The 26,993-nt window shown below is 69.5% G+C and carries 30 protein-coding genes and 1 riboswitch; of the genes, 11 read left to right on the top strand and 19 right to left on the bottom strand.

Going from position 1 to position 26,993, the window contains the following annotated elements; all coding sequences use genetic code 11:
* Positions 1 to 6 precede the first annotated feature (6 nt).
* From NY1_RS01095 to NY1_RS01085, 3 genes are all read left to right on the top strand, one after another.
* Complete coding sequence (locus NY1_RS01095) at positions 7 to 1,404, top strand: ABC1 kinase family protein (RefSeq protein WP_084534593.1); 1,398 nt, start codon at positions 7 to 9, stop codon at positions 1,402 to 1,404.
* A 97-nt stretch (positions 1,405 to 1,501) separates the two neighbouring features.
* The gene (locus NY1_RS01090; protein WP_084534505.1) at positions 1,502 to 2,656 is read left to right on the top strand and encodes a TDT family transporter; all 1,155 of its coding nucleotides are present in this window, start codon (positions 1,502 to 1,504) and stop codon (positions 2,654 to 2,656) included.
* Positions 2,657 to 2,928: 272 nt separating this feature from the next.
* Positions 2,929 to 4,152, top strand: coding sequence for a L,D-transpeptidase (locus NY1_RS01085; protein WP_067706786.1), 1,224 nt, complete (start codon positions 2,929 to 2,931; stop codon positions 4,150 to 4,152).
* 1 nt (position 4,153) lies between these two features.
* On the opposite strand, the gene NY1_RS01080 is transcribed toward NY1_RS01085, so the two are convergent.
* Positions 4,154 to 5,419 (bottom strand): lipopolysaccharide biosynthesis protein, encoded by a 1,266-nt coding sequence (locus NY1_RS01080; protein ID WP_067706784.1) that lies wholly within the window; start codon positions 5,417 to 5,419, stop codon positions 4,154 to 4,156.
* Positions 5,420 to 5,640: 221 nt separating this feature from the next.
* Between NY1_RS01080 and curA the strand changes: the two genes are divergently transcribed.
* Positions 5,641 to 6,654, top strand: a complete 1,014-nt coding sequence (curA, locus tag NY1_RS01075; protein WP_084534504.1) for an NADPH-dependent curcumin/dihydrocurcumin reductase — start codon at positions 5,641 to 5,643, stop codon at positions 6,652 to 6,654.
* A gap of 13 nt (positions 6,655 to 6,667) precedes the next feature.
* On the opposite strand, the gene NY1_RS01070 is transcribed toward curA, so the two are convergent.
* On the bottom strand, positions 6,668 to 7,525 hold the full coding sequence (locus tag NY1_RS01070; protein ID WP_067706781.1) for a helix-turn-helix transcriptional regulator: 858 nt from the start codon (positions 7,523 to 7,525) through the stop codon (positions 6,668 to 6,670).
* 73 nt (positions 7,526 to 7,598) lie between these two features.
* On the opposite strand from NY1_RS01070, the gene NY1_RS01065 reads away from it, so the two are divergent.
* A complete protein-coding gene (locus tag NY1_RS01065) occupies positions 7,599 to 8,204 on the top strand; it encodes a class I SAM-dependent methyltransferase (protein ID WP_067706778.1) in 606 nt (201 codons plus the stop codon).
* Between the two features lie 10 nt (positions 8,205 to 8,214).
* On the opposite strand, the gene NY1_RS45035 is transcribed toward NY1_RS01065, so the two are convergent.
* The 5 genes from NY1_RS45035 to NY1_RS01040 all read right to left on the bottom strand — a co-directional run bounded on the left by NY1_RS45035 (position 8,215) and on the right by NY1_RS01040 (position 12,664).
* Positions 8,215 to 8,874, bottom strand: coding sequence for a hypothetical protein (locus NY1_RS45035; RefSeq protein WP_157575175.1), 660 nt, complete (start codon positions 8,872 to 8,874; stop codon positions 8,215 to 8,217).
* A 50-nt stretch (positions 8,875 to 8,924) separates the two neighbouring features.
* A complete protein-coding gene (locus NY1_RS01055; RefSeq protein WP_067706774.1) occupies positions 8,925 to 9,767 on the bottom strand; it encodes a hypothetical protein in 843 nt (280 codons plus the stop codon).
* Positions 9,761 to 10,483 carry an HAD family hydrolase gene (locus NY1_RS01050; protein ID WP_067706771.1) on the bottom strand — a complete coding sequence of 241 codons (723 nt, stop codon included), beginning with the start codon at positions 10,481 to 10,483 and terminating at the stop codon, positions 9,761 to 9,763. Before NY1_RS01050 ends, NY1_RS01055 begins: the two co-directional genes overlap by 7 nt.
* The gene (locus NY1_RS01045; RefSeq protein WP_067706769.1) at positions 10,480 to 11,268 is read right to left on the bottom strand and encodes an AfsA-related hotdog domain-containing protein; all 789 of its coding nucleotides are present in this window, start codon (positions 11,266 to 11,268) and stop codon (positions 10,480 to 10,482) included. Before NY1_RS01045 ends, NY1_RS01050 begins: the two co-directional genes overlap by 4 nt.
* A gap of 14 nt (positions 11,269 to 11,282) precedes the next feature.
* Positions 11,283 to 11,395, bottom strand: a riboswitch (SAM riboswitch).
* A 78-nt stretch (positions 11,396 to 11,473) separates the two neighbouring features.
* Positions 11,474 to 12,664, bottom strand: coding sequence for an MFS transporter (locus tag NY1_RS01040; RefSeq protein ID WP_067706766.1), 1,191 nt, complete (start codon positions 12,662 to 12,664; stop codon positions 11,474 to 11,476).
* Positions 12,665 to 12,781: 117 nt separating this feature from the next.
* Here NY1_RS01040 and NY1_RS01035 point away from each other — a divergent pair, with 117 nt between their 5' ends.
* Positions 12,782 to 13,174, top strand: a complete 393-nt coding sequence (locus NY1_RS01035) for a DoxX family protein (RefSeq protein ID WP_067706763.1) — start codon at positions 12,782 to 12,784, stop codon at positions 13,172 to 13,174.
* Positions 13,175 to 13,317: 143 nt separating this feature from the next.
* Here the strand turns inward: NY1_RS01035 and NY1_RS01030 are convergent, their stop codons facing one another.
* Positions 13,318 to 14,223 carry a LysR family transcriptional regulator gene (locus tag NY1_RS01030; RefSeq protein WP_067706761.1) on the bottom strand — a complete coding sequence of 302 codons (906 nt, stop codon included), beginning with the start codon at positions 14,221 to 14,223 and terminating at the stop codon, positions 13,318 to 13,320.
* A 79-nt stretch (positions 14,224 to 14,302) separates the two neighbouring features.
* Between NY1_RS01030 and NY1_RS01025 the strand changes: the two genes are divergently transcribed.
* The gene (locus NY1_RS01025) at positions 14,303 to 14,959 is read left to right on the top strand and encodes an SDR family oxidoreductase (RefSeq protein ID WP_067707763.1); all 657 of its coding nucleotides are present in this window, start codon (positions 14,303 to 14,305) and stop codon (positions 14,957 to 14,959) included.
* Here the strand turns inward: NY1_RS01025 and NY1_RS01020 are convergent, their stop codons facing one another.
* Positions 14,960 to 15,532, bottom strand: coding sequence for a hypothetical protein (locus NY1_RS01020; RefSeq protein ID WP_067706758.1), 573 nt, complete (start codon positions 15,530 to 15,532; stop codon positions 14,960 to 14,962).
* Between the two features lie 142 nt (positions 15,533 to 15,674).
* Between NY1_RS01020 and NY1_RS01015 the strand changes: the two genes are divergently transcribed.
* Positions 15,675 to 16,571 (top strand): serine hydrolase, encoded by an 897-nt coding sequence (locus NY1_RS01015; RefSeq protein ID WP_084534503.1) that lies wholly within the window; start codon positions 15,675 to 15,677, stop codon positions 16,569 to 16,571.
* A gap of 7 nt (positions 16,572 to 16,578) precedes the next feature.
* On the opposite strand, the gene NY1_RS01010 is transcribed toward NY1_RS01015, so the two are convergent.
* The 3 genes from NY1_RS01010 to NY1_RS01000 are packed head-to-tail and all read right to left on the bottom strand — an operon-like array spanning position 16,579 to position 17,862.
* Positions 16,579 to 17,166, bottom strand: a complete 588-nt coding sequence (locus NY1_RS01010) for a TetR/AcrR family transcriptional regulator (protein WP_084534502.1) — start codon at positions 17,164 to 17,166, stop codon at positions 16,579 to 16,581.
* On the bottom strand, positions 17,156 to 17,563 hold the full coding sequence (locus NY1_RS01005; protein ID WP_067706753.1) for a hypothetical protein: 408 nt from the start codon (positions 17,561 to 17,563) through the stop codon (positions 17,156 to 17,158). The genes NY1_RS01010 and NY1_RS01005 overlap by 11 nt, the downstream gene beginning before the upstream one ends.
* Positions 17,560 to 17,862, bottom strand: coding sequence for a hypothetical protein (locus NY1_RS01000; RefSeq protein WP_157575174.1), 303 nt, complete (start codon positions 17,860 to 17,862; stop codon positions 17,560 to 17,562). Before NY1_RS01000 ends, NY1_RS01005 begins: the two co-directional genes overlap by 4 nt.
* A 127-nt stretch (positions 17,863 to 17,989) precedes the next feature.
* Here NY1_RS01000 and NY1_RS00995 point away from each other — a divergent pair, with 127 nt between their 5' ends.
* Positions 17,990 to 18,607, top strand: coding sequence for a VC0807 family protein (locus NY1_RS00995; RefSeq protein WP_067706747.1), 618 nt, complete (start codon positions 17,990 to 17,992; stop codon positions 18,605 to 18,607).
* A gap of 10 nt (positions 18,608 to 18,617) precedes the next feature.
* Positions 18,618 to 19,079, top strand: coding sequence for an NUDIX domain-containing protein (locus tag NY1_RS00990; RefSeq protein WP_067706743.1), 462 nt, complete (start codon positions 18,618 to 18,620; stop codon positions 19,077 to 19,079).
* On the opposite strand, the gene NY1_RS00985 is transcribed toward NY1_RS00990, so the two are convergent.
* A complete protein-coding gene (locus NY1_RS00985) occupies positions 19,066 to 20,556 on the bottom strand; it encodes an amidase (protein ID WP_067706740.1) in 1,491 nt (496 codons plus the stop codon). The genes NY1_RS00990 and NY1_RS00985 overlap by 14 nt on opposite strands.
* A gap of 126 nt (positions 20,557 to 20,682) precedes the next feature.
* Here NY1_RS00985 and NY1_RS00980 point away from each other — a divergent pair, with 126 nt between their 5' ends.
* The gene (locus NY1_RS00980) at positions 20,683 to 21,291 is read left to right on the top strand and encodes a TetR/AcrR family transcriptional regulator (protein WP_233038051.1); all 609 of its coding nucleotides are present in this window, start codon (positions 20,683 to 20,685) and stop codon (positions 21,289 to 21,291) included.
* A 3-nt stretch (positions 21,292 to 21,294) separates the two neighbouring features.
* Here NY1_RS00980 and NY1_RS00975 read toward each other — a convergent pair whose 3' ends face one another.
* The 6 genes from NY1_RS00975 to NY1_RS00950 all read right to left on the bottom strand — a co-directional run bounded on the left by NY1_RS00975 (position 21,295) and on the right by NY1_RS00950 (position 26,951).
* On the bottom strand, positions 21,295 to 21,903 hold the full coding sequence (locus tag NY1_RS00975) for a TetR/AcrR family transcriptional regulator (protein ID WP_067706737.1): 609 nt from the start codon (positions 21,901 to 21,903) through the stop codon (positions 21,295 to 21,297).
* Positions 21,900 to 23,384, bottom strand: coding sequence for a flavin-containing monooxygenase (locus tag NY1_RS00970; protein WP_067706734.1), 1,485 nt, complete (start codon positions 23,382 to 23,384; stop codon positions 21,900 to 21,902). The genes NY1_RS00975 and NY1_RS00970 overlap by 4 nt, the downstream gene beginning before the upstream one ends.
* Positions 23,381 to 24,238, bottom strand: a complete 858-nt coding sequence (locus NY1_RS00965) for an SDR family NAD(P)-dependent oxidoreductase (protein WP_067706731.1) — start codon at positions 24,236 to 24,238, stop codon at positions 23,381 to 23,383. The genes NY1_RS00970 and NY1_RS00965 overlap by 4 nt, the downstream gene beginning before the upstream one ends.
* Positions 24,222 to 25,133, bottom strand: a complete 912-nt coding sequence (locus tag NY1_RS00960; protein WP_067706727.1) for an alpha/beta fold hydrolase — start codon at positions 25,131 to 25,133, stop codon at positions 24,222 to 24,224. The genes NY1_RS00965 and NY1_RS00960 overlap by 17 nt, the downstream gene beginning before the upstream one ends.
* A complete protein-coding gene (locus NY1_RS00955; protein ID WP_067706723.1) occupies positions 25,130 to 26,476 on the bottom strand; it encodes a cytochrome P450 in 1,347 nt (448 codons plus the stop codon). The genes NY1_RS00960 and NY1_RS00955 overlap by 4 nt, the downstream gene beginning before the upstream one ends.
* 100 nt (positions 26,477 to 26,576) lie before the next feature.
* Positions 26,577 to 26,951, bottom strand: coding sequence for a cupredoxin domain-containing protein (locus tag NY1_RS00950; protein WP_067706720.1), 375 nt, complete (start codon positions 26,949 to 26,951; stop codon positions 26,577 to 26,579).
* Between the last annotated feature and the right edge of the window lie 42 nt (positions 26,952 to 26,993).

The following is a 26,993-nucleotide window of genomic DNA, read 5'->3' as shown; positions in this document are numbered from 1 at the left end:
CCACCCGTGGGCCGGGTCGCCCGCAATGCCAAACTGGCCGGACTGCCCATCGCCTATGCCGGGCGGCAGGCCGCGGGCGTCGGCAAACGCGCGCTCGGGCGCTCCCCCGCCGAGATCGACCTCGAGATCCAGATGCGCACGGCCCAGCACATTTTCGAGGTGCTCGGCGAACTCAAGGGCTGCGCCACCAAGCTCGGGCAGATCCTCTCGCTCTACGAACTCGCGCTGCCCGGCGATCTCGCGCAGCCGTACCGGACCGCCCTGACCCAGTTGCAGGATTCCGCGCCGATCATGCTGCCCGCCGCGGTGCACACGGCCATGGCGGCGGCGCTGGGACCGGACTGGCGGCGCTACTTCCTCGACTTCGACGACCGGCGCGCCGCGGCCGCCTCCATCGGGCAGGTGCATCGCGCCACCTGGCACGACGGCCGGTCGGTGGCGGTGAAGGTGATGTATCCCGGCGGGCGCACCGCGGTGCTCGACGATCTGCGGCAATTGCGCCGAATCTCGGTGCTGGCCAGCGTGTTCGCGCCCGGCACCGATGTGCCGGCGGTCACCGAGGCGCTGTGCAAGTGCGTGGCCGGGGAGCTCGACTACGCGGCCGAGGCCCGGCATCAGCAGGTGTTCGCGGGCGCGTACGCCGGCGATCCGGACTTCGTGGTGCCCGCGGTGATCCTGCAGCGCGAGGACGTGATCGTCAGCGAATGGCTCACGGGCACACCGGTTTCCCGCATCATCGAATCCGGCGCGCCGGCGGAGCGCAGCCGGGTCGGCATGCTGATCCTGCGGTTCATCGTGTCCACCTGGGAGCGCACCGAACTGCTCTACTGCGATCCGCATCCGGGCAATTTCCGGATCCTGCCGGACGGGCGGCTCGGCATCGTGGACTTCGGGGCGTGCGTGACCTGGCCGGAAGCCGGGTTCGAGGAGCTCATGGTCGACTTCCTGGATGCCGCGCTGAACGGCGGCATTCCGGCGCTGGACGCGGCCGTGCGCCGGCACGGGATCGTGGCGCCGGGGCGCGCCTACGATGTCGAAGCGCTGGCCGAGGGCCTGGCCATCGCGTGTGAACCGCTGGCGCAGCCGCATTTCCGGCTCACCACCGAATGGCTGCGCGGGCGGGTGCGGTACGTGCTGGAACCGCGGCTGTCGAACGTGCACCGGCAGGTGGGATTGCCCGCCTACGTCACGCCGTTCTCGCGGGCGTTCCTCACCGGGCTGGCGGTGCTGTGCCAGCTCGAGACCGAGGGGGCGATCCGGGAGGAGGTCGCGCACTGGGCGCCGGAGCTGGCGGCGGTGTTCGAGCGCTTCGACGCCCGGCACGGACAGCCGACCGATCTGGCCATCGCGCGGCAGGCGCGGTCGGCGGCGGTGGTGCGGCTGCCCGCGCGGCGGCTCTCCTGAGGCGTGCCAGCCCAGCGCTCTGGCCATAGAACGGCTCTATGCACCCATCGGCTCACAGTGGCTACCGGGGGCACGGTGAGGTCGCGATGCTGAATTCATGACCACAGTGACCTTCCGCAATCACTCCGATTCCACCCGATCGGTCAGCGGGACGTCGGCGGCGCTGCACCGCGCACCCCGAGGCGCCGCCGGTTCGAACAGCCTCGCCAAGCTGGCGCCGAACTGGTTCGCCGTGGTCATGGGCACCGGGATCGTGGCCAATGCGGCCGCCACCCTGCCCCTGCAGCTGCCCGGCATGCGCGGGGCCGCCACCCTGGTCTGGGCGCTGGCCGCCGCGCTGCTGACCGTGCTGGCCGTCGCCTGGGCGCTGCACTGGCGGCGCTATCCCGACCAGGCCCGCGCCCACGGCATGAATCCGGTCATGATGCAGTTCTACGGCGCTCCCCCGATGGCCCTGATGACCATCGGCGCGGGTGCGCTGCTGCTGGGTTCGGACGTGATCGGCATGCGGGCGGCGGTGGCCGTGGACTGGGTGCTGTGGTCCACCGGCACCGTGCTCGGCCTGCTCACCGCCGCCGCGATTCCCTACCGCATGTTCACCCGGCACAGCTTCGACCAGGACGCCGCGTTCGGCGGCTGGCTCATGCCCGTGGTGCCCCCGATGGTGTCGGCCGCCCTCGGCGCCCTGTTGATTCCCCATATCCCCGCCGGTCAGCCCCGGCTCACCATGCTGGTCGCCTGCCTGGCCATGTTCGGCCTGAGCTTGATCGCCGCCTTCGTGCTGATCACCATCCTGTGGTCGCGGCTGCTGCACCACGATCCGCTGCCCATGGGCATGGTCGCCACCGTGTGGCTGGTGCTCGGCCCGCTCGGCCAGTCGGTGACCGCCGCCGGCGCGCTGGCCAATGTGGCCCCCGGCGCGGTGCCCGAGAAGTATGCCGCCGGATTCGAGGTGTTCTCGGTGCTGTTCGGCATTCCCACCTGGGGTTTCGCCATGCTGTGGCTGGCCTTGGCGATCGCGGTGACCTGGCACTTCCGGCGCGCGATGCCCTTCAATATGACCTGGTGGGGCTTCACCTTCCCGCTCGGCACCTGCGTCACCGGCAGCAGCGCGCTGTACCTGCACACCGGGGCCGATCTGTTCGCCGTGGTCGCGGTGGCGCTGTACGCCCTGCTGCTCGCCGCGTTCACCGTGGTGGCCGCCAAGACCGTGCGCGGCGTGCGGTACGGAGACCTGCTGCGCGTGCGCTGATCGACTCCGAAGGAACCCACACTGGGGCGTGCCGATGAGGGGGAGGCACGCCCCAGTTTCCCTGAGCTCGTCATCCGATGAGGTGGATGACGCCCGCGCCGGGGTGGTCGACCGGCGCAAGTATTAATCTACTATCTACGTTCGTAGATAGTAGATAGCAAAGCGAAACGGCGCAACCACGTTTCGAACGAAAATGGCGGTAACCTACTAACCTGGGCAGTAACACGATGGTGTGCAGCAGCGCGGCGCACGGTGAACAGGAGGGAAAGCCTATGCCACCCCGCCGTTTTCGATCAGCCGCTGTGACGAGCCTGCTCGCGGTGCTCATCGTCATCCTGGCCGCCTGCGCCTCCTCCCCCACCACCGGCGGCGAGCCCGGCAAGTCCACGCCCGCCGCGCCCGTCATCACCGTGAGCCCGGCCCAGGGCGCCGCGGACGTCGATCCGGCCGCACCCGTCACCGTGAAGACCAGCAGCGGCATCCTCAGCTCCGTCACCATGACCAATGAAGACGGCCGGGTCATCGACGGCAGCCTCACCCCGGACAAGACCGGATGGCAGCCGAATATCCCGCTCGGCTACGGCCACGCCTATACCGTCACCGCCGAGGGCCTCGGCATGACCGGCGCCACCGGGCCGGTGACCAGCAGTTTCAGCACGCTCACGCCGTTCAATCAGACCAAGGTGTACCTGAACACCACCGGCGGCGCGGCGCTCGCGGACGGCGGGACCTACGGGGTCGGTACGGTCGTCGCGGCGCATTTCGACGAGGACATCCCGGATCGGGCGGCGGCCGAGAAACGCCTGGTGGTCACCACCGAACCGAAGGTGGAGGGCGCGTGGTACTGGATGGACGATCGCAACGTGCACTGGCGGCCACGCGAGTACTACCAGCCCGGGACGCGAGTCACGGTGGCGGCCAACATATTCGGCGCGGCCGTCGGGCCGGGGTTGTACGGGCAGGAGGACTCCCGGACCTCGTTCGTCATCGGGGACTCGCACGTGGCCATCGCCGATGACAACACCCATCAGATCGAGGTGTTCGAGAACGGGAATCTGGTGCGCACCATGCCCACCTCGATGGGAATGGGCGGCAGCACCACGGTCGCCGGGAAGACCATCACCTTCTGGACCCAGCCCGGGGTGTACACGGTGATGGACAAGGCCAATCCGGTGATCATGGACTCCTCCACCTACGGGCTGCCGGTCAATTCGCGGCTGGGATACAAGGAGGCCATCGGCTGGGCCACCCGGATCAGCACCGACGGAATCTATTTGCACGCACTGGATTCCACCATCTGGGCGCAGGGCAGCACCGATGTGTCGCACGGGTGCCTGAACCTGAGCACCGAGAACGCCAGCTGGTTCTTCGATTTCGCGGTGCCGGGGGACGTGGTGGAGATCCGCAATACCGGCGGTGCGCCCCTCGAGGTGTGGCAGAACGGCGACTGGAGCGTGCCGTGGGAGCAGTGGATCGCCGGTAGCGCGCTGCGGTAGTTCAGCCGACCGGCACCGCCTGGCGGTGCGCGCGTTCGCGGGCCGCCAATCGCGCGGTGCGGGCGAGATACCAGGCGGCGACGGTGAATTCGGCCGCCACCGCGCCCCAGACCAGGGTCCACACCGAATGGGTGCGCAAGGTCAGCCCGAGCGCGCCGGCCGCCACCGCGGTGCCGATGATCCCGCCGACCATGATGCCGACCGTGTCCTGGCGTACCGGGAGGATGGCGGTGGTGACGAAAGACGTGGTGGCGGTGGCGAACAGGATGAACACCTCCACCCGCAGCAACGGGACCACGCCGCGGAAATCGTCGTCGTAGATGAGCCGCACCGCGAACGGGGCGGCCACCCAGATACCGGCCACCGCGATACCCGCGACCGTGACGCAGGCGGCCAGCGCGATGATCTCGTGCCGCCAGAACCGGGCGTCGGCGCGTTCGTGGGCCATGCGCGGCAGCAGCGCCAGGCCGATCGGGTCCAGGAGCGATTGCACGGCGCGCACCAATTTGTCGCCCGCCGAATACAATCCGAGCGAGGCCGCGTTCAGGACCGAGGAGTAGACGGTGGCGGTGCCCTGGCCGTAGCTGGTGACCAGCAGGCGGGACGCCAGCACCGGGGCGCCCTTGCGCAGGATGAGCCGGACCCGGGCCGGGCGGCCCGGATTGCCGAAGTGGCGCAGCGCATCCCACCAGGTCAGGCCGACCGTCAGCGCCGAGGACAGCAGCAAGCACAGCAGTACGGTGCTCGCGCTCGGGAAATGGGCGAGCAGACCGACCAGCAGGCCGAGATAGGCCACCCGCCCGGCGATCTGATACGACATGGAGGCGGCGAAACGGCCCTGGCCGATCAGCAGCCAGTCCTCCGACATGGACAGGAAGCCGCCGACGAACATGCCGAGCAGGATCATCCAGACGTGTTCGCCCACTTGGAAAGACCACCCAGCGCCGAGCGCAACCGCGAGCGCGCCGAGGATGACGGCGCGCACCACGAGATAGCTGCCGCGCAGTTCGTCCAGGCCCTCTTCCTCGAGCAGGGCGGCCAGGAAGGCATTGATACCCAGGTCGACCAGCAGCGAGCCGATGAAATACGCCGACATCCCGATGGCCAGCAACCCGACCCCGCCGACCCCGAGCACCCGCGCCGTCAACGGCACCGTCACCGCGGTCACCAGATACTGCCCGTACTTGCCCAGGCTCACGTACCCGATATCCCGCAGCACCCCGGCGACCCCGCCCGCGGCCAGCCGCGCCCGCACCCGTTCCAGCATCGCACCCCACGACCCGTCGTCGATTCGGCATGACAACCCGCGCCGGTTCCCGCTGCCGACGCCGAAATTATCGCCCTGCCACCGCTTTCCCGCCACCCGAACGCCCGCCTTGGCCGGAAGTCACCGGTTGCCGCTGAGTGGGACACGCGCGCCGTTCCGCCCGGCCGACGCCGATGGCGGTCCACAATGTCCTCGTCGCCCACCGAAAGGTTTCGTCACCGATGAAGAGCACCCGCATCGTGCTGGCCTCCCGGCCGACCGGTATGCCCGAGCCGGAGAACTTCCGTACCGAGACGGTGGAACTGCCGCCGCCGAATCCCGGTGAGGCCCTGCTCCAGACGGTCTACCTGTCTCTCGATCCGTATATGCGCGGGCGCATGAGCGATGCGCCGTCCTACGCCCCGCCCGTGGAGGTCGACGACACCATGTGCGGCGCGACAGTGTCGCGGGTCCTCGAATCCACCGACCCGGCGCTGCAACCCGGTGACTTCGTGCTCGGTTACGCGGGCTGGCAGACGCATTCGGTGGAGCACACCGGTTATCTGCGCAAGCTGGATCCCGCGGTCGCGCCGCTCACCACGGCCCTCGGCGTGCTCGGCATGCCCGGGTTCACCGCGTATTCCGGGCTGCTCACCATCGGCCGCCCGCAACCGGGTGAGACGGTGGTGGTCGCGGCGGCGACCGGACCGGTCGGCGCCACCGTGGGCCAGATCGCCAAGATCAAGGGCGCGCGGGCGGTGGGCATCGCGGGCGGGCCGGAGAAGGTGGCGCTGCTGCGCGATCGGTTCGGCTTCGACGCCGCCCTCGATCACCGGGCGCCGGACTTCGCCGAACAGCTGGCCGCCGCCACCCCCGACGGCATCGACGTCTATTTCGAGAACGTGGGCGGAGCGGTCCTCGACGCCGTACTCCCCCGGCTCAACAAGTTCGCCCGAATCCCGGTGTGCGGCTTGGTCGCCCAGTACAACGACACCGAACTCCCGCCCGGCCCCGACCGCATGCCGCTGCTCATGTCCCTGATCCTGCGCAAGAGCCTGCAGCTGCGCGGTTTCATCCAGACCGAGTTCCTGGACCAGTTCGGCGAGTTCTATCCGGATGTCAGCGGCTGGATGGCCGAGGGGCGCATCGCGTACCTCGAGGATGTCGTCGACGGTCTCGACAATGCCCCCGAAGCGTTCCGCGGTCTGCTGACCGGCAAGAATCTGGGCAAGCTGGTGATCAAGGTCGCCGACTGACCGCCGGGGCGTCTCAGGCGTCGCCGGTGCGCCACCGGCGGGGCGGAATGCCGTTGTGGCGGCGGAACATCCGGGTGAAGTAGCCGGCGTCGGGGAAGCCCGTGCGGTGGGCGACCTCGGCGATCGGCAGGTCGGTATCGGCGAGCAGGCGGCGGGCTTCGGCCATCCGGCGTTCGGTGATCCAGTCCTGCACGGTGCGGCCGGTGCGGCGGCGGACGACCGTGGTGAGATGGCCCGGGGTGAGACCGACCGCCGCCGCGACATCACGGAGCGAGACCGGGGTGGCGTATTTCTGGTCGATCACCTCGAAGACCTTGGCCAGCAAGGGTTCTCCGCTGCGGCGCAGATCGCCGACCACGTCGGCGGCCAGCCGGGCGACCTCGATGAGCAGCAGGGTCAGGTGGGCGAGGGCGGCCTGCTGGTAGCCGTCGGCGCGGTGGGCGAGCTCGGATTCGATGGATTCGATGGTGGCGGACCAGAACCGGCGGCGGGAGCCGGGCACTTCCAGGCGCAGCAGGCCGTCGGCGCTGCCGTGCACGAAGGGGAACAGCAACGGGTGGCTGCGCCAGGCGGGCCACGGGGAGCGGGTGTCGGAACCGAGCGCGGCGGGATCGAAGTACACGCCGAGCCCGTGCCGAATCCCGTGCAGGGCAGGCGATTCGACGGACTGTCCCGGAGCGACCAGGTAAACGACACCCGGGTCGGGGACATACATCAGCACCGGGAACGCATGAATGTGCGGCCGGTCGCCGCCCTCCCGCTCGTGCCCGGCGATATGCAGCACCGATACCGGCGGCGTCCCGAACGCGGTCCGATACTCGTACACCGGCACCCCGCGCTCGTGCCGCACCAACCGCGCCGCGTGATCCATCCGACCAAAGATAGTCCAAGAACCGCGAACGATCCCCCAACTACGCAGGCACCGGCCCGATCACCATGAGTACATGCCCAAACTTGATCCTCAAACGCTGAGCCGCCGCCTAGGCAACCGCCACGACTACATCCCCGCCGCCGGTTTCGACTTCCTTCTCCCCACCTACGACCTGCTCACCCGCCTGCTGGGCGCACCCGCCGTCCACGCCGAACTGATCGCCGGCGCCGCCATCACCCCCGGCCAGCGCGTTCTCGATATCGGCTGCGGCACCGGCAATCTCACCCTCCTGGCCAAGAACACCCACCCCGACGCCGATCTGACCGGCTGCGATCCCGACCCCCTGGCATTGGCCCGCGCCCACCGGAAAGCCCACCCCGCCACCGGCATTCGCTTCGACCGCGCCTACGCCCAGGACCTCCCCTACCCCGACGCCGCTTTCGACCAGGTGCTGACCGCCCTGATGCTCCACCACCTGGACTCCGAAACCCAAGCCGCCGCAGCCTACGAGATGCGCCGGATCCTCCGCCCCGGCGGCGGCCTCCATATCGCCGACGTGCACGCCGACCGGCTCCCCCGCCTGCTCGAGGACGCCGGCCTGAGCTGTGACGAGATCACCCCCGTCCGCCAGGGCCACCTCGGCACGGTCACCTACATCCGCGCCCGATCGCCGCGATAACGCAAGCGGGTCAGTGCTTCATGGTGGCGATGTAGGGGCGCAGGCCCAGGGCGATGTCCGCGCACACGCCCAGCAGGATGTCGCGTTCGGCGGGATCGACGGGGCGGCGGGTGACCAAGCGGGTGCCGAGAACAGGGGTGGGGAGGGGCTGGCCGGCGCGGTCCCACCAGATGTAGCTGTCCGCCAGGTCGTTCGCCAGGTGGCCCGGGGTCCAGCCGTCGGGGGTGCGGATCACGTCGAGGCGGCCCGCTTCTTCGCCCATGCGATCGAGAATGCGCAGGCGGTAGCGGTCGGGGGTGGGGGCGGTGTCGGGGAGGGGGACGAAATGGAAGAGGGTGCCCGCGGTGGCGGCGACCGCGGTGGAGGTGTCGGCGCGCTGAACGGTGCCGATGGCGGTGCCGTCGGCGCGGGTGAGGACGGTGGGGGCGCTGTCCTTGGAGTGGACCCAGATGCTGGAACCGTCGGCGTAGGTGATGCGGTGGCGGCCGGTGCCGCCGTTCTTGAAGCCGAACAGGATGCCGAGTCTGGCGGTGAAACCGTCGCCCGCGCCCTGGACGCCGACGGCCAGGGGGTCGCCGGGGCCGCTGCGGAAGGTGATGCGCAGGGCGTTCGAGACAGAGTGGACGACTCGGCCTTCGATCATGGTGGAGCCGTCCCGTGGGTCCGACATGCGGTAGATGGTAGGCCCGACGGGACGGCCACAGCGGTGCTTTCCGGTGGTCAGTCGTGCGTGGTGATTTCCGCGAAGGCCGGGGTCGGGATCTTCAGCTGGGCGTGGATGTCGCCGCCGAGGCCGTGCCGGCCGATGGCGCCGCCGTAGTTCTGCTGGTAGCTCTGCCAGAGCACGACCACGCTGATGATCCGATTCGCGCCCGGCAGAGCGGGATCGGGGAACGGGTTGGGCAGCACGGCGCGGTAGGCGGCGCGACCGGATTCGTCGGTGACGAACACGTTCGGGACGCCGAGCGGGCCGGGCCGGGTGGGGGCGTCGGGGTCGAGATCCCTGGCGCGCAGGGACATGACCGTGTACAGGGAATCGGGGATGAGATCGGTGAATTCGAAACGGAATTCGGCGGTGCGGGCATCGTCGGCGACGCTCACCTCGAGGGTGCCGCGGGCCTTCAGCCAGTCGCCGAGAGTGACCGGGGTGGTGAGTTTGCGACCGTCTTCGGGACGCAGATCGGGGATCGGGGTGGCGTGGAACGGGTAGCTGGGCCGTTCCACCGAATGCGCGTCCGGCGCCTGATCGGGGGCGAACACGATCGGATAGTTGTTGGCGGGCAACGGCAATGGGAGCGTGTACAGCTCGATGGCCGCATCCGCCTCCGACAGTTCCGCGCCCAGCTCACGCACCACCGTGTACGGCAGGTTCTCCCCGAACTTGGGCAGCGGGGTGTCCGCGGCGACGAGGGCATTGCCCCAGCGCCGCGTCAACGTCCCGTCCGGTCCGGCCTCGTTGAGGAAGCCGGCGACGATGAAATTGCCCTCCGCGTCGACGGCTTCGCTCGGCGGATAGAGCGGCCCCTGGGTGGTCGGGGTCAGGTCATAGCGCTGGTTCACCATACGGAGACAGCCTCTTTCTCGGTCAGGATGCGGCCGGGTGCGCCGGGCGTGGCGGCGACCCGATCGCTCAAATGGGTCCAGCCCTCGGCGGCCGCGCGCGCCAGCAGCACCGGGTCGTCGCCGCGGAAGGCCCGCTGCGCGACGACTTCCAGGAACGGCAGGTCGCTGGCGTGATCGCCGTAGCCGTAGGTGTTCTCGAACGCGATGTCATGCTCGCGCAGGAACTCGGTGACGGCGCTCGCCTTGGCGGCCCCGATCATGGGCCGCCACACCTCGCCGGTCAGCACGCCGTTCTCATCGGTCACCGGGGTGGTGGCGATGACCTGGTCGGCCCCCAGCACCGCCGCGACGGGCGCGATCGCGGCGGCGAACGAACCGGACAGGAACACCACCCGGTCGCCCGAATCACGGTGTGCCGCAAGCGCTTCCACGGCATCTGAATAGTAGGCGGCCCCACCGGCCGCGAACTGCTCGAACCAGCGCTGCCCGGAAGCGGTCAGCTCCTCGGCCCGCACCCCGCGGTAATTCCGGTAGTACAGCCGGTTGACCTCCTCGCGCGCCAGCCCGCCGGCCGCCCGCTCCTTGATCTCCCAGGTCGCCCGCGCGTATTCCGTTCCGTCGTCACCGTTTTCGGCCAGCCAGAACCGCAGGAACGCGAACATGCTCTTGACCGTGATCAACGTCTCGTCGACGTCGAAGAACGCGGCCCCGCTCATGCCGCGGCGCCCAGGTACGCCGCGATCGCCTTGGCGGCCTTGTGCCGTTCGATCTGCGAGATGCGCTCGTTCGGCAAGGCGGCGTAGGAGATTCGCGTGGTCGCCACCACCTGTCCCGCCTGCCGCACCTCCACCTCGATGGCGAATTCCAGCTTGGCCGGATCCTCGATCGACACCGGGGTGAGCACCGCGTGCACGCTGGCGGGCAGCGGGAACAGGAACGACTTGAACTCCAATTCGATGCTGTTCCAGACGATGTAGAAGTGCTGCTCCGGCCACCGCCGCCCGTATTCCAGTTCGAACGCGCCGAGGAACAGCTGCCGCACGGCTTCCACGATCACGATGCCCTGCACGTGCTCGCCGGTCTGATGATCCAGCAGCAGTTCGTTGTCCCCGTGGATCCGCAGATCCGCCGAGAACTCGGTCGCCGATTCCCGGATCAGGTTGGCCAGCAGCACATTCGAGTTCTGATACTTGTGCACCTGGTGCCGCGGCGCCGGTTCGGCCACCTCACCCAGCACCCGCAATCCCGCCGGGGCGTGAATGGCCGCCACATGCTCGACATAGTCGAGATCGTGCCGGGTCACGCCCTGCCCGAGCCGTACCGTGACCGGCTGCTCGGATTCCCGCAGCCGGCCGCCGCGCAAGGCGGCGACCAGCCCGGAGACGGTGAAGGCCCGGTCGTCTTCGGCGATGCCCCGGAATCGATCGGCGACCAGTACGAGCTCGCTGATCACCGTGGTTTCCGCCGCCGGGTACGCCGAAGAGAGTTGGGCTACAGACATTGATTCCTCCGCGAGAATGACGCTTATGGCGACGCGTTCGCCGCCATCCGGTCGTCACCCGGAGCACCCCGCCGTCGTGGAGGGTTGCCGCCCAGCCAGCCGGGGCTTGACGCTGGAACTCATGACCGTGATCGAAAAGTTATGCGGGACAGTTGTTTACGAGCAACAGTTCAAACCAGGGTGGAGAAAACTCGCCGCCCGGGGTTCAGCGTGGGCGGATGGTGGAGGCGTAGGCGAGCGCGGAACCGGTCAGCGCGAGCACGGCGATGGCCGCCGCGACGGCCGGATATCCGGAGTGCGCGAAGAGATTCGCCAACTGCGGGCCCGCGCTCGCGCCGACGAACAGAGCGAAGGTGTAGAGCGCGGTGGCCGCGCCCCGGGCCGGTCCGGCCTGTGCGGCGATGGCCTGTACGGCCGCCGGGGCCGCGACGGCAATGGCGGTGACGAGTACGAACAACCACGCCGCGACCCAGATACCGCCGAGGGGTATCGCGGTGATACCGGCCGCGACCCCGGCGGTCGCCAGGGCGACGATCACCCGGCGATTCGGATCGATGGCCCCCAGCCGGCTCGCCAGGACGGGCACGGCGATCATGGCGGGAATCGCACTGGCGCGCAGGGCCAGCAGCGCGCCGTTGCTGGATCCGACGCCGTCCGGCGGCGACAGCTGAATGCCGGTGTAGATGCCGACGAAGGACCCCAGCACCGCCAGGCAGCTCAGATAGAGCAGCACCAGTTTCGGCTGCCGCAGCAAGTGCCCGAACGGCGCGAAGACCGCCCGGACCGTCGGAGCCGGTCCGGCAGTGCCGGAACGCCCGTCCTGCAACACGATCCGCAACAGCACCGCCGACAACCCGAACGCGATCGCGCCCGAGACGAAGATGGCATGCCATCCCAGCGCATTGCCGATCACTTGCGCCAGCACCTGCGCCACCACCCCCGCTCCCAGGAATGAACTGGTCAAGCAGGTCAACGCGAACACCCGCCGTTCGGGTGCGATGCGCTCGCTCAGATACGCGAACGCCGCGGGCGCGAAGAACGACGCGGTGAGCCCCTGCAAGATCCGCGCCGCCAGCCCGGTCCCCAATCCCGGCGCGACCGCGACGATCAGCGAACTGACCACCGTGGCCAGCAACCCGCCCACGATCACCGGCCGCCGCCCCCACCGATCCGACAGCGGCCCGGTGACCAGGAACCCGGCCCCGTACGCCAGCCCGAACGCCGTGGTCGTCCAGGTCGCCGCAGATTTGGAGGTATCCCAGTCCTGGGCCAGCCGATGCAACACCGGCAACACCACATACAGCTGCCCCACCACCAGAATCCCGACCGCACACACGGCCGCGACCGTCCGCCCGGTCGGCGCCCAGGCGGGAGCGCGTTCAATTTCGGTGGTCATCGAATCCCTTTCGCAGGCAACGAGGTCCACGTCTATCAACGACCGCACCGGTCCAACGAGGGTTAGGCGCGCCCTGAGGAAATCCCACAACGGGACCGGTCGGCATAAGCTGCGACCATGACGACCACCGCTACTCAGTCCGGCCGCGGCCGGGCCTTCCTGCTCGCCGCCGCCCTACTCGGCGCGGGCGCGACGCATTTCGCCGCGCCGAAGTTCTACGACGCCCTGATCCCGCCGGAGCTCCCCGGCGAACCCCGCACCTACACCTACGTCTCGGGCGTGGCCGAGCTCGGCATCGGCGCGCTGGTAGCGGTGCCGCGCACCCGCCGCCTGGGCGCCCGCCTGGCGGTCCTGCTGCTCATCGCGGTTTTCCCCGGCAATGTTCAGATGGCCCGGGACTGGCTGGCCAGCGACCGCCCGCTGCCCCTCAAGGCCGGCGCCCTCCTCCGCCTGCCGCTCCAGGTGCCCATGATCACGACGGCCCGCAAGGTCGCCAGCTCCGCCGCGTAGGTAGCTACCGGGCACCCGGACACCGGGCAATCTCCCTGCCGAAACCCCTCCTTCGTCATTCCGGCGCGGGGCGTGCGGCCACTCCGGGATGCCGAGCGCGCCCGTCTTCGTCAGGATGCTGGGCAGGCGGATCTGTGGGCCGGTTATCTGTCGAGCTTCGCGGTGATCGAGGCCGGTACAGGCACGCCGCGTTTGGCGATATCGGCCGTGAATCGGCGCACCAGGGGGTCGCTCGGATTGCCGAGCAGGCACACCAGGTCTCGTTCGAGGGGCGGGGTGAGGCGGGACAGGGCGGCTGACAGCCCGCTGGGGATGGCGGTGGCCGGGACCAGGGCGGGGGCGACGCCCGCCGCGGCGAGCTGGGCGGCGGTGACGGCCTGGCGGGTGCGCATGGCGATTCTCGGGGTGTGGCCGCCGCGGGCCAATTCGGTGTCGAGCCAGGCGGCGAGGCCGTTGCCGGGGTGGTAGTGGACGAGCGGTTCGCCGGTCAGGTCGGCGACTGTGAGCCGGGGGCGGTCGGCGAGTGGGTGTCCGGGAGCGAATACGGCGACGATTTCTTCGGTTCCGATGAGCTCCTCCGCCCCGGTCCAGCGTGTGGGGCGCGGGCAGATCGCCACGTCCGCGTCATTCGATTCCACCAGCGCTGCCAATTCGTCGGCACTGGTCGCTTCGGCGATATGCAAGCGCACCAGTGGATTTCGGCGGATCCAGGTGCGCAGGACAGGGGCGAGCAGACCGGCCGTCAAGCTCTCCGCACAGGCCACGCGCAGTTGACCTCCAGCGCCCCGGGCGGTGGCTTTGCCGGTGCCGACGACGCGATCGGCGGCGGCCAGCGCGGCCCGGGCATCGGCTTCGATCGCCCGGCCGACCGGGGTGGCGCGTACGCCGCGCGGCAGGCGTTCCACCACGGGCGCGCCGATTTCCTTCTCGAGCGCCGCCAATTGATGCGACAGCGCGGGCTGTGAGAGGTGCAGCGCCGCCGCGGCTTCGGTGATCGAACCGGCGTCCAGGACGGCGACCAGGCATTCCAGCGCACGCAAGGTAGGCATTCGCTGATTCTATGGATTGCATCGAAAACATTCGCATCGCGATGGGATGAGACGGGCGGCCGGGAACGCTGAGCGTGTCATGACAACTTTGCAGAACCAGAAGGTCCTGATCATCGGCGCGGGCTCCGGCATTGCCCGGCAGATCGAGCAGGACGCGAAAGAATCAGGGGCACAGGTTATTTCGGTCGGCCGCCCGGAAGTGGACCTGACCGACGAGGATTCGATCCGCGCCCTGGCCGAGCGCGTCGGCGAACTCGATCACCTCGTCTCCCTGGCCGCCGATCATGCCAACGGCCCGGTCACCGAACTCGATCGCGACGCCGTCCATCGCGCCTTCGACGCCAAGGTGATCGGCCCCATCCTGCTCGCCAAGCATTTCGCCCCGCGCTTCCGGCCCGGCGGTTCGATCCTGCTGTTCTCCGGCGTCGCCGCCTGGCGGCCTGCCCCGGGCCGCTCGGTCATGGCCGCCACCAATGCCGCCGCCGCGACCCTGGCCGAAGCCCTGGCGGTGGAACTGGCGCCATTGCGCGTGAACGCGCTGTCCCCCGGCATCATCGATTCCGGCGCGTGGGACGGCCCGGGCAAGGCCGCGTTCTTCGAAGGCGTCGCGGCCCGCAATCCCGCCCGCCGGGTCGGCGGCACCGCTGATGTCTCCGCGGCCGCACTCTTGGCCCTTACCAACCCGTTCCTGACCGGCGCCACCCTCCACGTGGACGGTGGCGGCCGGTTGGTCTGATCAGGCGAGGATGAACATCAGGGTCTGGGAGATGCCCCCGCCTTCCCGCCACCAGGAGTACCCGAACCAGACGCCGGGCGTGACCTCGCGGATCTCGTCGTAGACCTGCGGGACCGGTGACGGCGCGTAGTCGATGGCCCAGGTCGGGCCGCCGTCCAGCACCGCCGCCCCGGGATAGACGTTGGCCTGTATCGCCTCGATACCGGCCGGCGTCAACCGGTTCAGCAGGTACCCGCCGTCGGGTCCGGTGTAGAAGGTCTTGCCGATCCACAGTGCCGGGGCGATGGGCTTCACATCGCCCCGCGCCACCCACCCGTCCTTGACGCCCATGGGCACCGCACCGCGCGGGGCATCGCGGAAGATACTGTCCTGCTGGGCATTCGAGCAGCGGAAACGTAGTGAGTCGATGGTCGCGGCGCGATTGCCGGAGTAGAGCACGCACCCGCCGCCGTAGTCGGCGTCGGCCTGCGCGGCGGGCATGGCGACCGGTAGGGATAGGAATATTGCGCCGAGCGCGAGCGGGAGCACACACCTGGCGAGCGTGTTCCGGAGAAACTCAGAATTCATCTGCATCTGGGGCCTCCATCGGACGAACCCCGACCTATCGCGATGGTAGATCGCACACGATGAATCGAGCCGGGCCGACACCGAATCGAGACCGGCGAGGCAACCGCAGGGCATACCACGCGGCGGCGAGCCCGGTGATAGTTGACACATGCAGGAGAAGGGGCCGGGATCGGCGCGTATGCGGTGGCTGTGGCTGGCGGCCGCCGCTATCGTGGCGCTACTGGCGGCCAGGGCCGCCGCGACGGGAAACAACCCGACCGGACCGGTTCCGCTCTTGATCAAACCTCCGGCAACCATTGCCCCGGCCGCGCCGGCGGCGGCCGAATTGGCGCGGCGCATGCAAGAGGCGATCGAGACCATCGCCCCCGGCACCACCGCCGGGATCGACGTGGTCGATATCGCGACCGGCACGGTGATCGCGACCGTGAACGCGGGCAGCCAGTTCTACACGGCTTCGGTGGTGAAGGTGCTCATCGCCCTGGACGCACTGAAACGCGCTGACTGGCAACCAGATTCGAGTGCGGCCGAGCTGCTCACCGCCATGTTGGCCACCAGTGACGACGATATCGCCGACGCGCTCTGGGACGAGGGCGGGCGCGAGGCCATCATCACCCGCATGACGACGCTGATCGGACTGCCGGGCACGGTGCCGCCCGACGATCTCGATCAGTGGGGCGAAACCCTCACCACGCCAAGGGATGTGGTGGCGATGCTGACCTATCTGACCACCCGGGTCCCGGCGCCGGCACGCGATCTCATCCTCACGGCGCTGCGCGACACCGAGGAGATCTCGGCCGACGGCACCGACCAGTACTTCGGCATCCCGAGTGCGCTGTCCGGCCATCCGTGGGCCGTCAAACAGGGCTGGATGTATCTCGACGACTCGCTCACTTTGGCCACCACGGGCCTGGTAGCACCCGCCGACGACCGCCCGCTGCATTACGCCGTCGTCATCCTCACCACCCAGCCGGTCGAAACCTCTTGGGCCGATGCCGAATCCGCGCTCACGGCCGCCGTGACCCTGCTGCGGCCCGCCCTGACCTGAACCGTCCTCACGCCAGCCAGCGCCGCACCCAGGCGCGGGCGATACGCCGGCCGCGTTCGGGCGACACCCGATCGGGTTCGGTGAGGACGGCGATGGAGAGACCGTCGAGCAGCCCCAGCAGTTCGGTTGCGGCATCGGCGGATTCACCGGCGCGCGCCGGATTGGCGGCGGCGAGCAGGCGCGCCAGCAGCCCGGCGGTATCGGCCCACTGCTCGCGATGCAGGGCGGCGATTCCCGGATCGTGGGCGGCCCGCGCCACCAGCGCCAGCCACATCCGCGAGAGCCGATGTTCCGGGGTCGGCGTGAGCAGCAGCTCGGTGACGCCGAGCAGTTGTTCGCGCGGTTCCAGCTCCCCGATCCCGGATTGATGGAACCGTTCGAGCGCCTGATCGCGCACGTGATACCAAGCGGCCGTGAGCAGATCGGTCTTGGTGGAGAAGTAGTACTGGACGGTCCCGATGGACACCCCCGCCCGCTGCGCCAGATCCCGGATGCTCACCCCCTCGATCCCGCCTTCGGCAATGGCGTCGGCCAGCCGGTCCAGCAGCTGCGCGCGCCGGTCGGTGCTGTCGGCGGCGGTGCGGCTATCGCGCATGTCGGCCCCTCTGGCTGGAGTAGTAACGCCAGGCCGCGCCGATCAGTCGCTGCGCCAAGGCGGTCGGTTCGGGACGTTCGTCGTCGCGGGCGGGCCGGTCGGCCACGGCGGCGAAGAACAACAGCAGTATGCCCAGACCACCCAGTCCGAAATACACCGCCTCGCCCAGCATCGTCACTAGCACCCGCGGGAACCCGTGCTCCTCCCCCGCCACCCGGGGCGCGATCACGACCCCCTGAACCCAGTGCAGCCCCTCGGCCAGCAGCCACACGAACGCGCCCGCGGCAGTGCAATACCCAGCGGTCCGATGCCGCCGCGCCAGACGAAATCCGAACGCGGCGGTACCCACCGCGAGCACGACGACCACGGCCTCGGTGGCGGGAAACAGGGCGCTCATCGCCGAACCTCCGCACCCCGCGTGCGCGCGATGGCGACGAGCAGCAGCGCCCAGGCGCCGATCAGGAACAGATTGCGCAGTCCCGCACCCAGTTCCATGTGTTCGACGATGCCCTCCGCGTCGCCGCCGAACCAGCGCAGCCGGTCGGCGGCGAGGGCGATGCCGGAGGCGATGAGGGCCAGTAGCGAAGCGCCGAGGGCGAACGGGAAGGCCGTGGCGAGCCGGCGGCGGTAGTAGACGGCGAGTCCGGCGCCCGCGAGCGGGGCGCACAGGCCCAGCAGTTCCAATAACCTGAACACGATCGCTCCTAATACGTTCGTATAGCACCTTCAGATATTCACACCTTAATCCCTCATACGTTCGTATGGTAGCTTGAATTTCAACGGACCCGATCCGACCGGTCCCCGACCTCGATCCGAGCCGATCATGCTGCTCCCCGTCCCCCGCCGAGGACTCCGGTTCCTCTGGCTCGCACTGGATCTCGGCGTCTCCCCCGCCGCCTTCTACCTCACCCAGGCCGCCGGTTTCGGCGTGGTCCGCGCATTGATCACCGCCGCGACGGTGGCGACCTGCTGGCTGGCCGTCGGCACCCTCCGCACCCGGCAGCTGGATGCCGTGGCGCTCACCATGATCGTCACGTACGCCCTCATGCTGGCCATGGCACTCGCCACCCACGATCCGCGCCTGGTGCTGCTGCGCGACCCCGCCATCAGCGCGATCACCGGCCTGATCTTCCTGGCCAGCACGCGCACGGCCGTGCCGGTCACGGCCTATCTCGCCCAGCGCCTGCACGGCGCGGAAACCCTGTCCCCCGGGGAAATTCAGACCCACCGGCAGCGGACCACACTGTGGGGCGCGGTCCTCACCGCCGAGTCGGCTGTGCGCGCGGCCCTCGTCTTCCTGCTCCCGATCCCGGTCGTGGCCGGTATATCCCCATTGCTGGAGCTGGTCGTGCTGGCCGCCCTCGGCGGCTACGCCTACCGTCAGCACCGTCGCCACCGAAACCCCGTGGCGGAAATGGCCGAACCGGTCCCGGCTCGATGAGAATCAGCCCATGACCGATGACCCAGCCCGCGCCCGCCTGGCCGCCGGGGCCCTGTTCACCCGGGGCCGCGACGTCTTCCTGGTCCACAAGACCTACGGCAACGGCTGGGACATCCCCGGCGGCGGCGTGGATCGCGGCGAATCCCCCTCCGCCGCTTGCCGGCGCGAACTCCGCGAGGAACTCGGCCTGGACCGGCCGCCGCGCCGCCTGCTGGTCCACGACTGGGCGCCCAGCGACGCCGACGGCGACAAGATCCTCTACGTCTTCGATTGCGGGACCATCGAACTCGCGGACGAACGCGAAATCGTGCTGCAGGCCAGCGAATTGGACGGCTGGGCCTGGGTGCCGATCGAGCAGGTCGGCGACTATGTGATCCCCCGCCTGGCGCGCCGATTGCGCGAGGCGTTCCGGGCGGCCGGGCAGGACGCGCCCGGCTACCTCGAATACGGCGCGCCGTTCAGCGCCGGGTGACCGGCGGCTGCCGATCCGCCCACGGCACCGCCGTTTCCAGCTCGGCCGCCAATTGCAGCAGCAGGTATTCGCTCCCCGGCGGTCCGACGAACTGGGTCCCCAGCGGCAGATCCATGGCCGTCCAATGCGTCGGGACGCTCATGGCGGGCCGCCCGGTGATATTGGCCAGCTGCGTGAACGGAACCGCCGCCAGATTCGCGGTCACCAGCTCGCGATAGAAGTCGGTGCGCGGCAACACGTTTCCGGCTCCGAGCTTGAGCAGCGGCGGCAGCGCCCGTTCCAGCGCCGCGGGCGTCCGGTTCTGCCCGATCAGCAAGGGCGGCTCGGCCAAGGTCGGGGTCAGCAATAGGTCGAACCGTTCGTGGAACTCCGCCAGCGCCCGCGTGTACACATTCCAGCGCGCCTGCGCTTCGACCAGCGCGGGCGCGGACACCGCCCGGCCGACCGCCGCGAGCACCTGGGTATCGACATCGAATTCGCCCGGCCGCGCCCCGGTCCGGCGGCAGGCTTCGGCCAGTTCCGCGGCGGCCACGGCGGTCCACACCGTCATGAAGTCCGTGGCCATCTGCTTGCCGTCGAGCTGCGGCGTCGCGGATTCGACCCGGTGCCCGAGGGATTCGAGCAGTGCGGCCGTATTCTCCACGGCGCGAACGGCTTCCGCGTGCACCGGTGTGCCCAGCGGGGAGTCGTGGCTGAACCCGATCCGCAGCCGGCGCGGCGCATCGCTGACCGCATCGAAGTAGGGCCGCTCGGGCCGCTCGATATGGAACGGCGCGGCCGCGTCCGGCACCGCGAGAATGTCGAGCATGCGGGCGGTATCGCGCACCGACCGCGACAGCACGCCCTCCGACGCCGCCCCGAACAGCGGATCACCCAGCACCGGCCCGCTGGAGACCAGGCCGCGCCCGGGCTTGAGCCCGAACAGTCCGGTGTGCGCGGCCGGGATCCGGATCGACCCGCCGCCGTCGCTGGCGCCCGCCACCGGCACGATGCCGGCCGCGACCGCCGCCGCCGAACCACCGGACGACCCGCCCGGCGTGCGCCCCAGATCCCACGGATTCCGGGTGGCCCCGAAGGTCCGGGTCTCGGTGATGCCCTTGCTGCCGAATTCCGGGGTCGCCGTCTTGCCGAACACCACCAGCCCCGCGTCCAGCCACCGCCGCACCACCACGCTGTGCCGTTCGGCCGGAATGCGCCGCAGCGGACCGGTTCCCGCCGAGGTCGGGTATCCGGCGTAGTCCTGCACCAGGTCCTTGATCAGGAACGGCACGCCCGCGAACGCCCCGGACCGCTCCGGGCGATCGGCGAGTTCCTTGCCGACCTGGTCCATGAGCAGGCTCACCGCATTGATGGCCGGCCCGACCTGGGCGTGCCGGTCCAGGGCCGCCTGCAAGAGTTCGGTGGGGTGCGCCTCGCCGCGGGCGACCAATCCGGCCAGTCCGACGGCATCGTGGGCGCGGTACTCGTCGTACCTCATCGTCGTCTCCTCACGCGCGGGTTCCCGTTGCTCCCGCACCGACCACGATAGCCGTACCGATCGGTTACGTAACCGTTTGGAACGGAAAATTTCGCCGCGCACCCCGATCCCACTAGGCTTCCACCCGTGACCCCGGAACCGGCGGCGAATCCCGAAACCAGAATCGACGGCCGCAGGCTGCGGTTCCAGCATCGCCGCCCCGAATTGCTCGCCGCCGCTACCGAATACGTGCTCGAGAACGGGGTGCGGGATTTCTCGCTGCGCCCGGTCGCGCAGGCGCTGGGCGTCAGCCACGCCACCCTGATCCGGCATTTCGCGACCCGGGACGCGCTCATCGCCGAGGTGCTGGAGAACATTCGCGTCGATTTCGAGCGCCGCCTGTTCACCCCGGAGATCCGCACCGCCGAATCCGCCCAGGAGCTGCTGCGCGCCGCCTGGCGGCTGCTGTGCCAGCCGCGTGAGCAACGCCAGTTCCTGGTGCTGTTCGAACTGGTCGCGGCCGGCGCCCACACCCCCGCCGGTCCGCTGGCCCGGCTGGCCACCGATTGGCTCACGCTCATCGAGACCGAGCTGGAGCGTTACGGCTGGCCCGCCGAATCCGTTTCCAGCACCGCGACTTTCGTGCTCGCCCAGGTGCGCGGGCTGCAATTGGATCTACTCACCACGGGCGACCGGGAGCGGGTGGACGCGGCCTTCGAGCTGACCATCGACCTGCTCACCGCGTCGGCGGGGTGAGGGCTATTCCGGGCGCGGCCCGACCAGCGCGATGGCGGTTTCCACCGCGACGGGGATGATCTCGTCGATATCGCGCCCCGCCTCCACGGTGGAGGCGATCAGTTCCCGGAACCCGCCGTAGAGGATGGTCGCCATCTGCCGGGTCGGCGGATGCAGTCCGGCGGAGTGGAAAGCCGGTGTGGCGGTGAGGTTCTGGATCAGGTCGATGAACGCGTCGGCGGCTTCGTGATGCAGCTGGCTGGCCCGCTCCCCCAGCGCCGGGGTGTCGCGAATCCAGGCCAGGGTGATCGAGGTGTCCTGTTTGGACGCCCCGATCCACGCCTGCACCGCCTGCTGGATCTGGGTGCGCCAGGGCGCGGACGGATCCACCGCGGCGTAGATCTCGCGCACCGTGTCACCGTTGCGTTCGCCCAGCAGTGCGATGAAACAGGCCTGCTTGTCGGCGAAGTGCTCGTAGAAGGTGCGCCGCGAGGTGCGGGCGGCCCGCACCACGTCGGCGACCGTGGCGTCCTTGTAGCCGCGTTCGCGCACCGCCTCGGCCATGCCTTCCAACAGCCGCCGCCGGAAAGCGGATTCGGCGACGGCGTTGCTGATCGGCTCGGCTCGGGTCACGACGACCAGGGTAGTTTCTCCCTTTCCGGGACCGCGGTCCGGTGTGCGAACCGGACGGTGCCGTCCTCGATCCGGCCGTGCCGCAGGGTGAGCACGTCTTGCGCGTAGTTCATGCCCAGCCGCCACGGGGCCCGCGATCCGGCCTTCGGGAAGCGGTCGATGGCGCGCAGCACGTATCCGGCCTGGAAGTCCATCAGCGGCGCGGGCGTGACGGCGGGGTCGGGCCAGGGCGTGAAGTGGCTGTAGCCGTTGCGATCCAGATGGCGCAGCATGCGGCAGACGAATTCGGCGACCAGATCGGCCTTCAGCGTCCAGGAGGCATTGGTGTAGCCGATGGTGAAGGCGAAATTCGGGACGCCGCTGAGCATCATGCCCTTGTAGGCCATGGTCTCGGGCAGTTCGACGGTGCGGCCGTCGACTTCGAGGGTCATACCGCCGAAGGCGAGCATGTCGAGTCCGGTCGCGGTCACCACGATGTCGGCCGCGAGTTCGGCGCCCGATTCCAGCCGCAGCCCGGTGGGCGTGAACTTCTCGATGCGATCGGTGACCACATCCGCCTTGCCCGCCCGGATGGCCTTGAACAGGTCCGCGTCCGGCACCAGGCACAGCCGCTGATCCCACGGGTCGTAGACGGGATTGAAGTGGGTGTCCACGTCGTATCCGGCCGGCAGCTGCTTGACCGTCTGACCGCGAATGAACTTGCGCATCATGGCCGGTCGCCGCTGGCTGAGCTGATAGATGAGGGTGCCGACGGCGACGTTCTTCCACCGGGTGATCGCGTAGGCGCGGCGCGGGCCGAGCAGCTCCCGCAGCCGGGTCGCTACGGCGTCCACCGAGGGCAGCGACATGATGTAGGTCGGGGACCGCTGCAACATGGTGACCCGCGCGGCCTTTTCGGCCATGGCCGGTACCAGCGTGACCGCGGTGGCCCCGCTGCCGATCACCACCACCCGTTTCCCGGCGTAGTCGAGGTCTTCGGGCCACTGCTGCGGATGCACGAGTTGCCCACGGAAATCCTCGATTCCGTCGAATTCGGGGGTGAAGCCGCGGTCGTACCGGTAGTAGCCGCTGCACACGTACAGGAACGAGCAGGTGAGCTGTGAGCGCACGCCGCCGTGCTCGAACTCCACCGTCCAGCGTGCGTCCGCGCTCGACCAGGATGCCCGGATCACCTTGTGCCCGTATCGGATTCGCTTGTCGATGCCCGCGTCGGCGGCGGTATCGCGTATGTAGCCGAGAATCGCGGGCCCGTCCGCGATGGCTTCGGCTGCCACCCACGGCCGGAATCGATAGCCGAGGGTGTGCATATCGGAGTCCGAGCGCACGCCCGGGTAGCGGAACAGATCCCAAGTGCCGCCGCTGGTTTCGCGGGCTTCGAGGATGGCGTAGCTGCGCTGGGGGAACGCGTCCTGCAGGTGATGCGCCGCCCCGATGCCCGAGAGTCCGGCGCCGACGATCACCACGTCCACGTGTTCGGTCACTTCCCGGCTCCCTTCGCCGCCCGGCCCCGTGCCCGCGCCATGACGAAGCCGAGCACGTCGTAGTAGTGGGTGGGGGTCACCCGGGTGAGGATGTCGAACAGGTGGGCGTCGGGCCCGACCAGAATCCGGGCTTTGCCCTTTTCGACTCCGCCGCAGATGATTTCGGCCGCTTTCTCCGGCGAGGTCATGGTCATGGCCTCGAATTCGTCGGCCAGCTGGTCCTTGGTGCGGCCCAGCCCCTCCGGGTCGGTCCGGATCCGGGCACTGCGCGCGATATTGGTGGTGATGCCGCCCGGGTGCACGGTCACCGCCGACACCCCGGTCCCGCGCAGTTCGTGCCGTAGCGCCTCGGTGAAGCCGCGCACCGCGAATTTCGCAGCGCAGTAGGCGCTCTGGTACGGCATCCCGGCCAGCCCGTACACGCTGGAGGTGTTCACGATGGCCCCGCTGTCCTGCTCGAGCAGTATCGGCAGGAAGGCCCGGGTCCCGTTGACCACGCCGTCGAAGTTGATCTGCCGCAGCCACTCGTCGTCCTCCGGCAGCGCATCGGCGACCGAGGAGCCGAGCGCGACGCCGGCATTGTTGAACACCGCCGCCAAGGGCGCGGTCAGCCATTCCCGCACCTCGCCGGCGAAGGCGAGCTGATCGGCGGCATCGCGCACATCGAGCACGCGGGTCAGCACCGGGCCGCTCAGCGTGGCCGCGGTCTGCTTGAGCCCGTCGGCGTCGATATCGGCGATGGCCACCGGCGAGCCCCGGCGCGAAAGCAGTTGGGCGAGACCGCGCCCGATGCCGGAGGCCGCCCCGGTGATCATTACCGGGCGTCCGGACAGGGGCCTAGAGGTTCGGGGCATCGGTGCTCCTGGATTCGGCGGTGCGGATGTGGGTGTCGACGAGTTCGGCGAGCGTGGGCCACAGCGCGGCCGGCAGATCGTGCCCCATACCGGGCAGGGTGTGCAGCCGCGCACCCGGAACGGCCTGGGCGGTGACGGCCCCACCGGTCGGGTTGACCATTCGATCACGGTCACCGTGCAGGACCAGGGTAGGCGCGGTGATGGTGCGCAGTTCGCGAGTCCGGTCGCCGGATTTCAGGATGCCCGCGAGCTGGCGGCCCACGCCGGGTGACGGGCGCGGGTCGCGATCCCAGGTCTCGCCCGCGACGGCGCGCACCAGGGCTTCGTCGAACGGGTAACCGGCGGAACCGATATGGCGGTACATGCGCACGGCCGCGTCCAGGTGCTGTTCGCGGGTGCTGGACGGTTTGGCGACCATGCGCAGCCAGGTGGACAGTGCCGGACGGCCGACCCGGGCGGCGCCGCTGGTGGAGAAGATCGAGGTCAGCGACCGCACCCGGTGCGGTTGCCGGGCGGCGACGGTCTGGCCGATCATGCCGCCCATGGACATGCCGACCAGGTGCGCGGAGTCCCAGCCGAGCGCGTCGAGCAGTCCGGTGGCGTCATCGGCCAGCGCGCCGAGATCGTATTGCTCCGGATGCCAGCGCTTCCGCAGCAGATCCAGTCCGCCCGGCGGCCGGAAGGTAGCGTGGGTGGACGCGCCCACATCGCGATTGTCGAAGCGGACGACCTGGTAGCCGCGGCCGGTGAGCAGCCGCACCAGGCCGTCGTGCCATTCGTGACGCTGCTGCCCGAGTCCGGCGATGAGCAGCAGCGGGATGCCGTTGTCGTCGCCGAGTTGTTCGTAGGCCAGGGTGATGCCCCGGCCGACGTCGGCGAAGCGGTCGTTGCTCATGCGTTCACTTCCTCGGCGCGAGTCTCGCTGTCCACCAGGGGTTTCGGGGCGCGGCGGTACACCACCGCGCGGCCCTTCTTGGCGGGCACCAGGGCCACGCCCCGGAAGTGGACGCGTTCGTCCGGCGCGTCGGTGGGCTCGAGGGTGAAATCCCGTAGCAGCGTGCGCAGGACGATGTTCATCTCCATGGTCGCGAACGACGCCCCGATGCAGCGCCGCGCACCGCCGCCGAACGGAATCCAGCTGAACGTCCCGGGCCGCGCCCCGACGAACCGATCCGGGTCGAAGGCCTGCGCGTTCGGGAACAGTTCCTCGTTGTCGTGCATGAGCCGGATGCTGACCATCACGTGCTGCCCGCGCGGCAGCGTCCACCGGCCGAGCTGCATGGTCTCGGCGCGCACCTTGCGCAGCGTCGAATCGATCACCGGCCGCACCCGCTGCACTTCCAGCAGGGTGGCCTCGCGCAGCGCCGACCCGCCCGAATCGGCTTCCGCGACCAGCCGATTCAGCAGCTCGGGATGCCGCCGCAGCCGCTCGACGGTCCAGGCCAGCGAGGTGGCGGTGGTCTCGTGCCCGGCGGTCAGCAGGGTCAGCAGTTCGTCGGCGACCTCCTGTCGCGTCATGGCCGAACCGTCGTCGTAGCGCGCCTGCAACAGCATGGCGAGGATGTCGTGCCGTTCGCTCAGCGCGGGATCGGCCGCGCCGCGCGCGATCAGGCCCGCCACGATCTCGTCGTACTGCCGCCGGTACTCCGCGAACCGTCCCCACGGCCCGTACCGCCCGAGGAATCGCCGCGGCACCGGAATGGCCGCCAGCGCCGACCCGATCAACACCAGTTTCGGCAGCAGCGTCCGCAATTGCTCGAATTCGGTTCCCTCGGCGCCGAATACGGCGCGCAGGATCACGTTCAGGGTGATCCGCATCATCGAATCCATGGTCGCGAATTCGCGCCCGGACGGCCAGGCCGCCATTTCCCGGACGGCTTCCGCCTCGATGAGCTCTTCGTATACCGCCAGCCGCCGCCCGTGGAACGGCGGGGCGAGCAGCTTGCGTTCCTTCTTGTGCTCGTCGGCGCGCAGCGCGAAAAGCGAACCCGGACCGAGGAATTGGCCGAGATTGACGTCGATATTGTCGGCCAGGTCGCTGCTCGCGGTGAACAGCGTGCGCACCTCGGACGGTTCGGAGATCACCACCGTCGGCCCGAACCGCGGCATCCGGATCATGAACGCGGACCCGTATTTCCGATGCAGTCGCCGCCACGCCCGCGTCCGGCCCGCGAGAATCTCCACGGCCTGAACGATTCCCGGCGTCGACGGTCCCGCGGGCAATTTCACTGTGGTCATCAGCCACTCCCAGCCTGGTACCCCTATGTACCGCCCTCACGGTACGCCGACGTACCAACTGTGGCAAGGGTCACTCCGGGATCGGTCCGAAACCCGTCGGCTAGCCGACCACCAGCGTCCCGGTCATGCCCGAGTGGTAGCGGCAGTAGATGGCGTAGCTGCCGGCCGTGGCGGGCACGGCGAACGTCTTCGTCTCGCCGCCTTCGACTTCGACGTCGAACAGCCCGGACTGGGTGGAGGTGACGCTGTGCTCCACCTTGTCCTTGTTCACCAGGGTCACCGTCGCGCCCGGGGCGACGGTGGCGGGCACCTGGAACTTGTTGCCGCTCATGACGATCTGCACGGCCCCGGCCGCGGCGCTGGTCTCGGTGCTGTCGCCGCCACCGGAACCGCCGCACGCGACGGTCGCCAGCAACAGCAGAAATGCGAGCAGCCAGCCGGATAGCGTGCGGCGGGATTCGGGCGTGGTGCGCATGGTGTCCTCCTGCGGTCCCCCTCCTCCCCATCCACGGACGAC

It is taken from the genome of Nocardia yamanashiensis NBRC 100130 (assembly GCF_001613325.1).
In the GTDB taxonomy this organism is placed as follows: Bacteria; Actinomycetota; Actinomycetes; order Mycobacteriales; family Mycobacteriaceae; genus Nocardia; species Nocardia yamanashiensis.
Note: the sequence above shows the minus strand (reverse complement) of the source record. Positions and strands in the feature narration are given on the sequence as shown.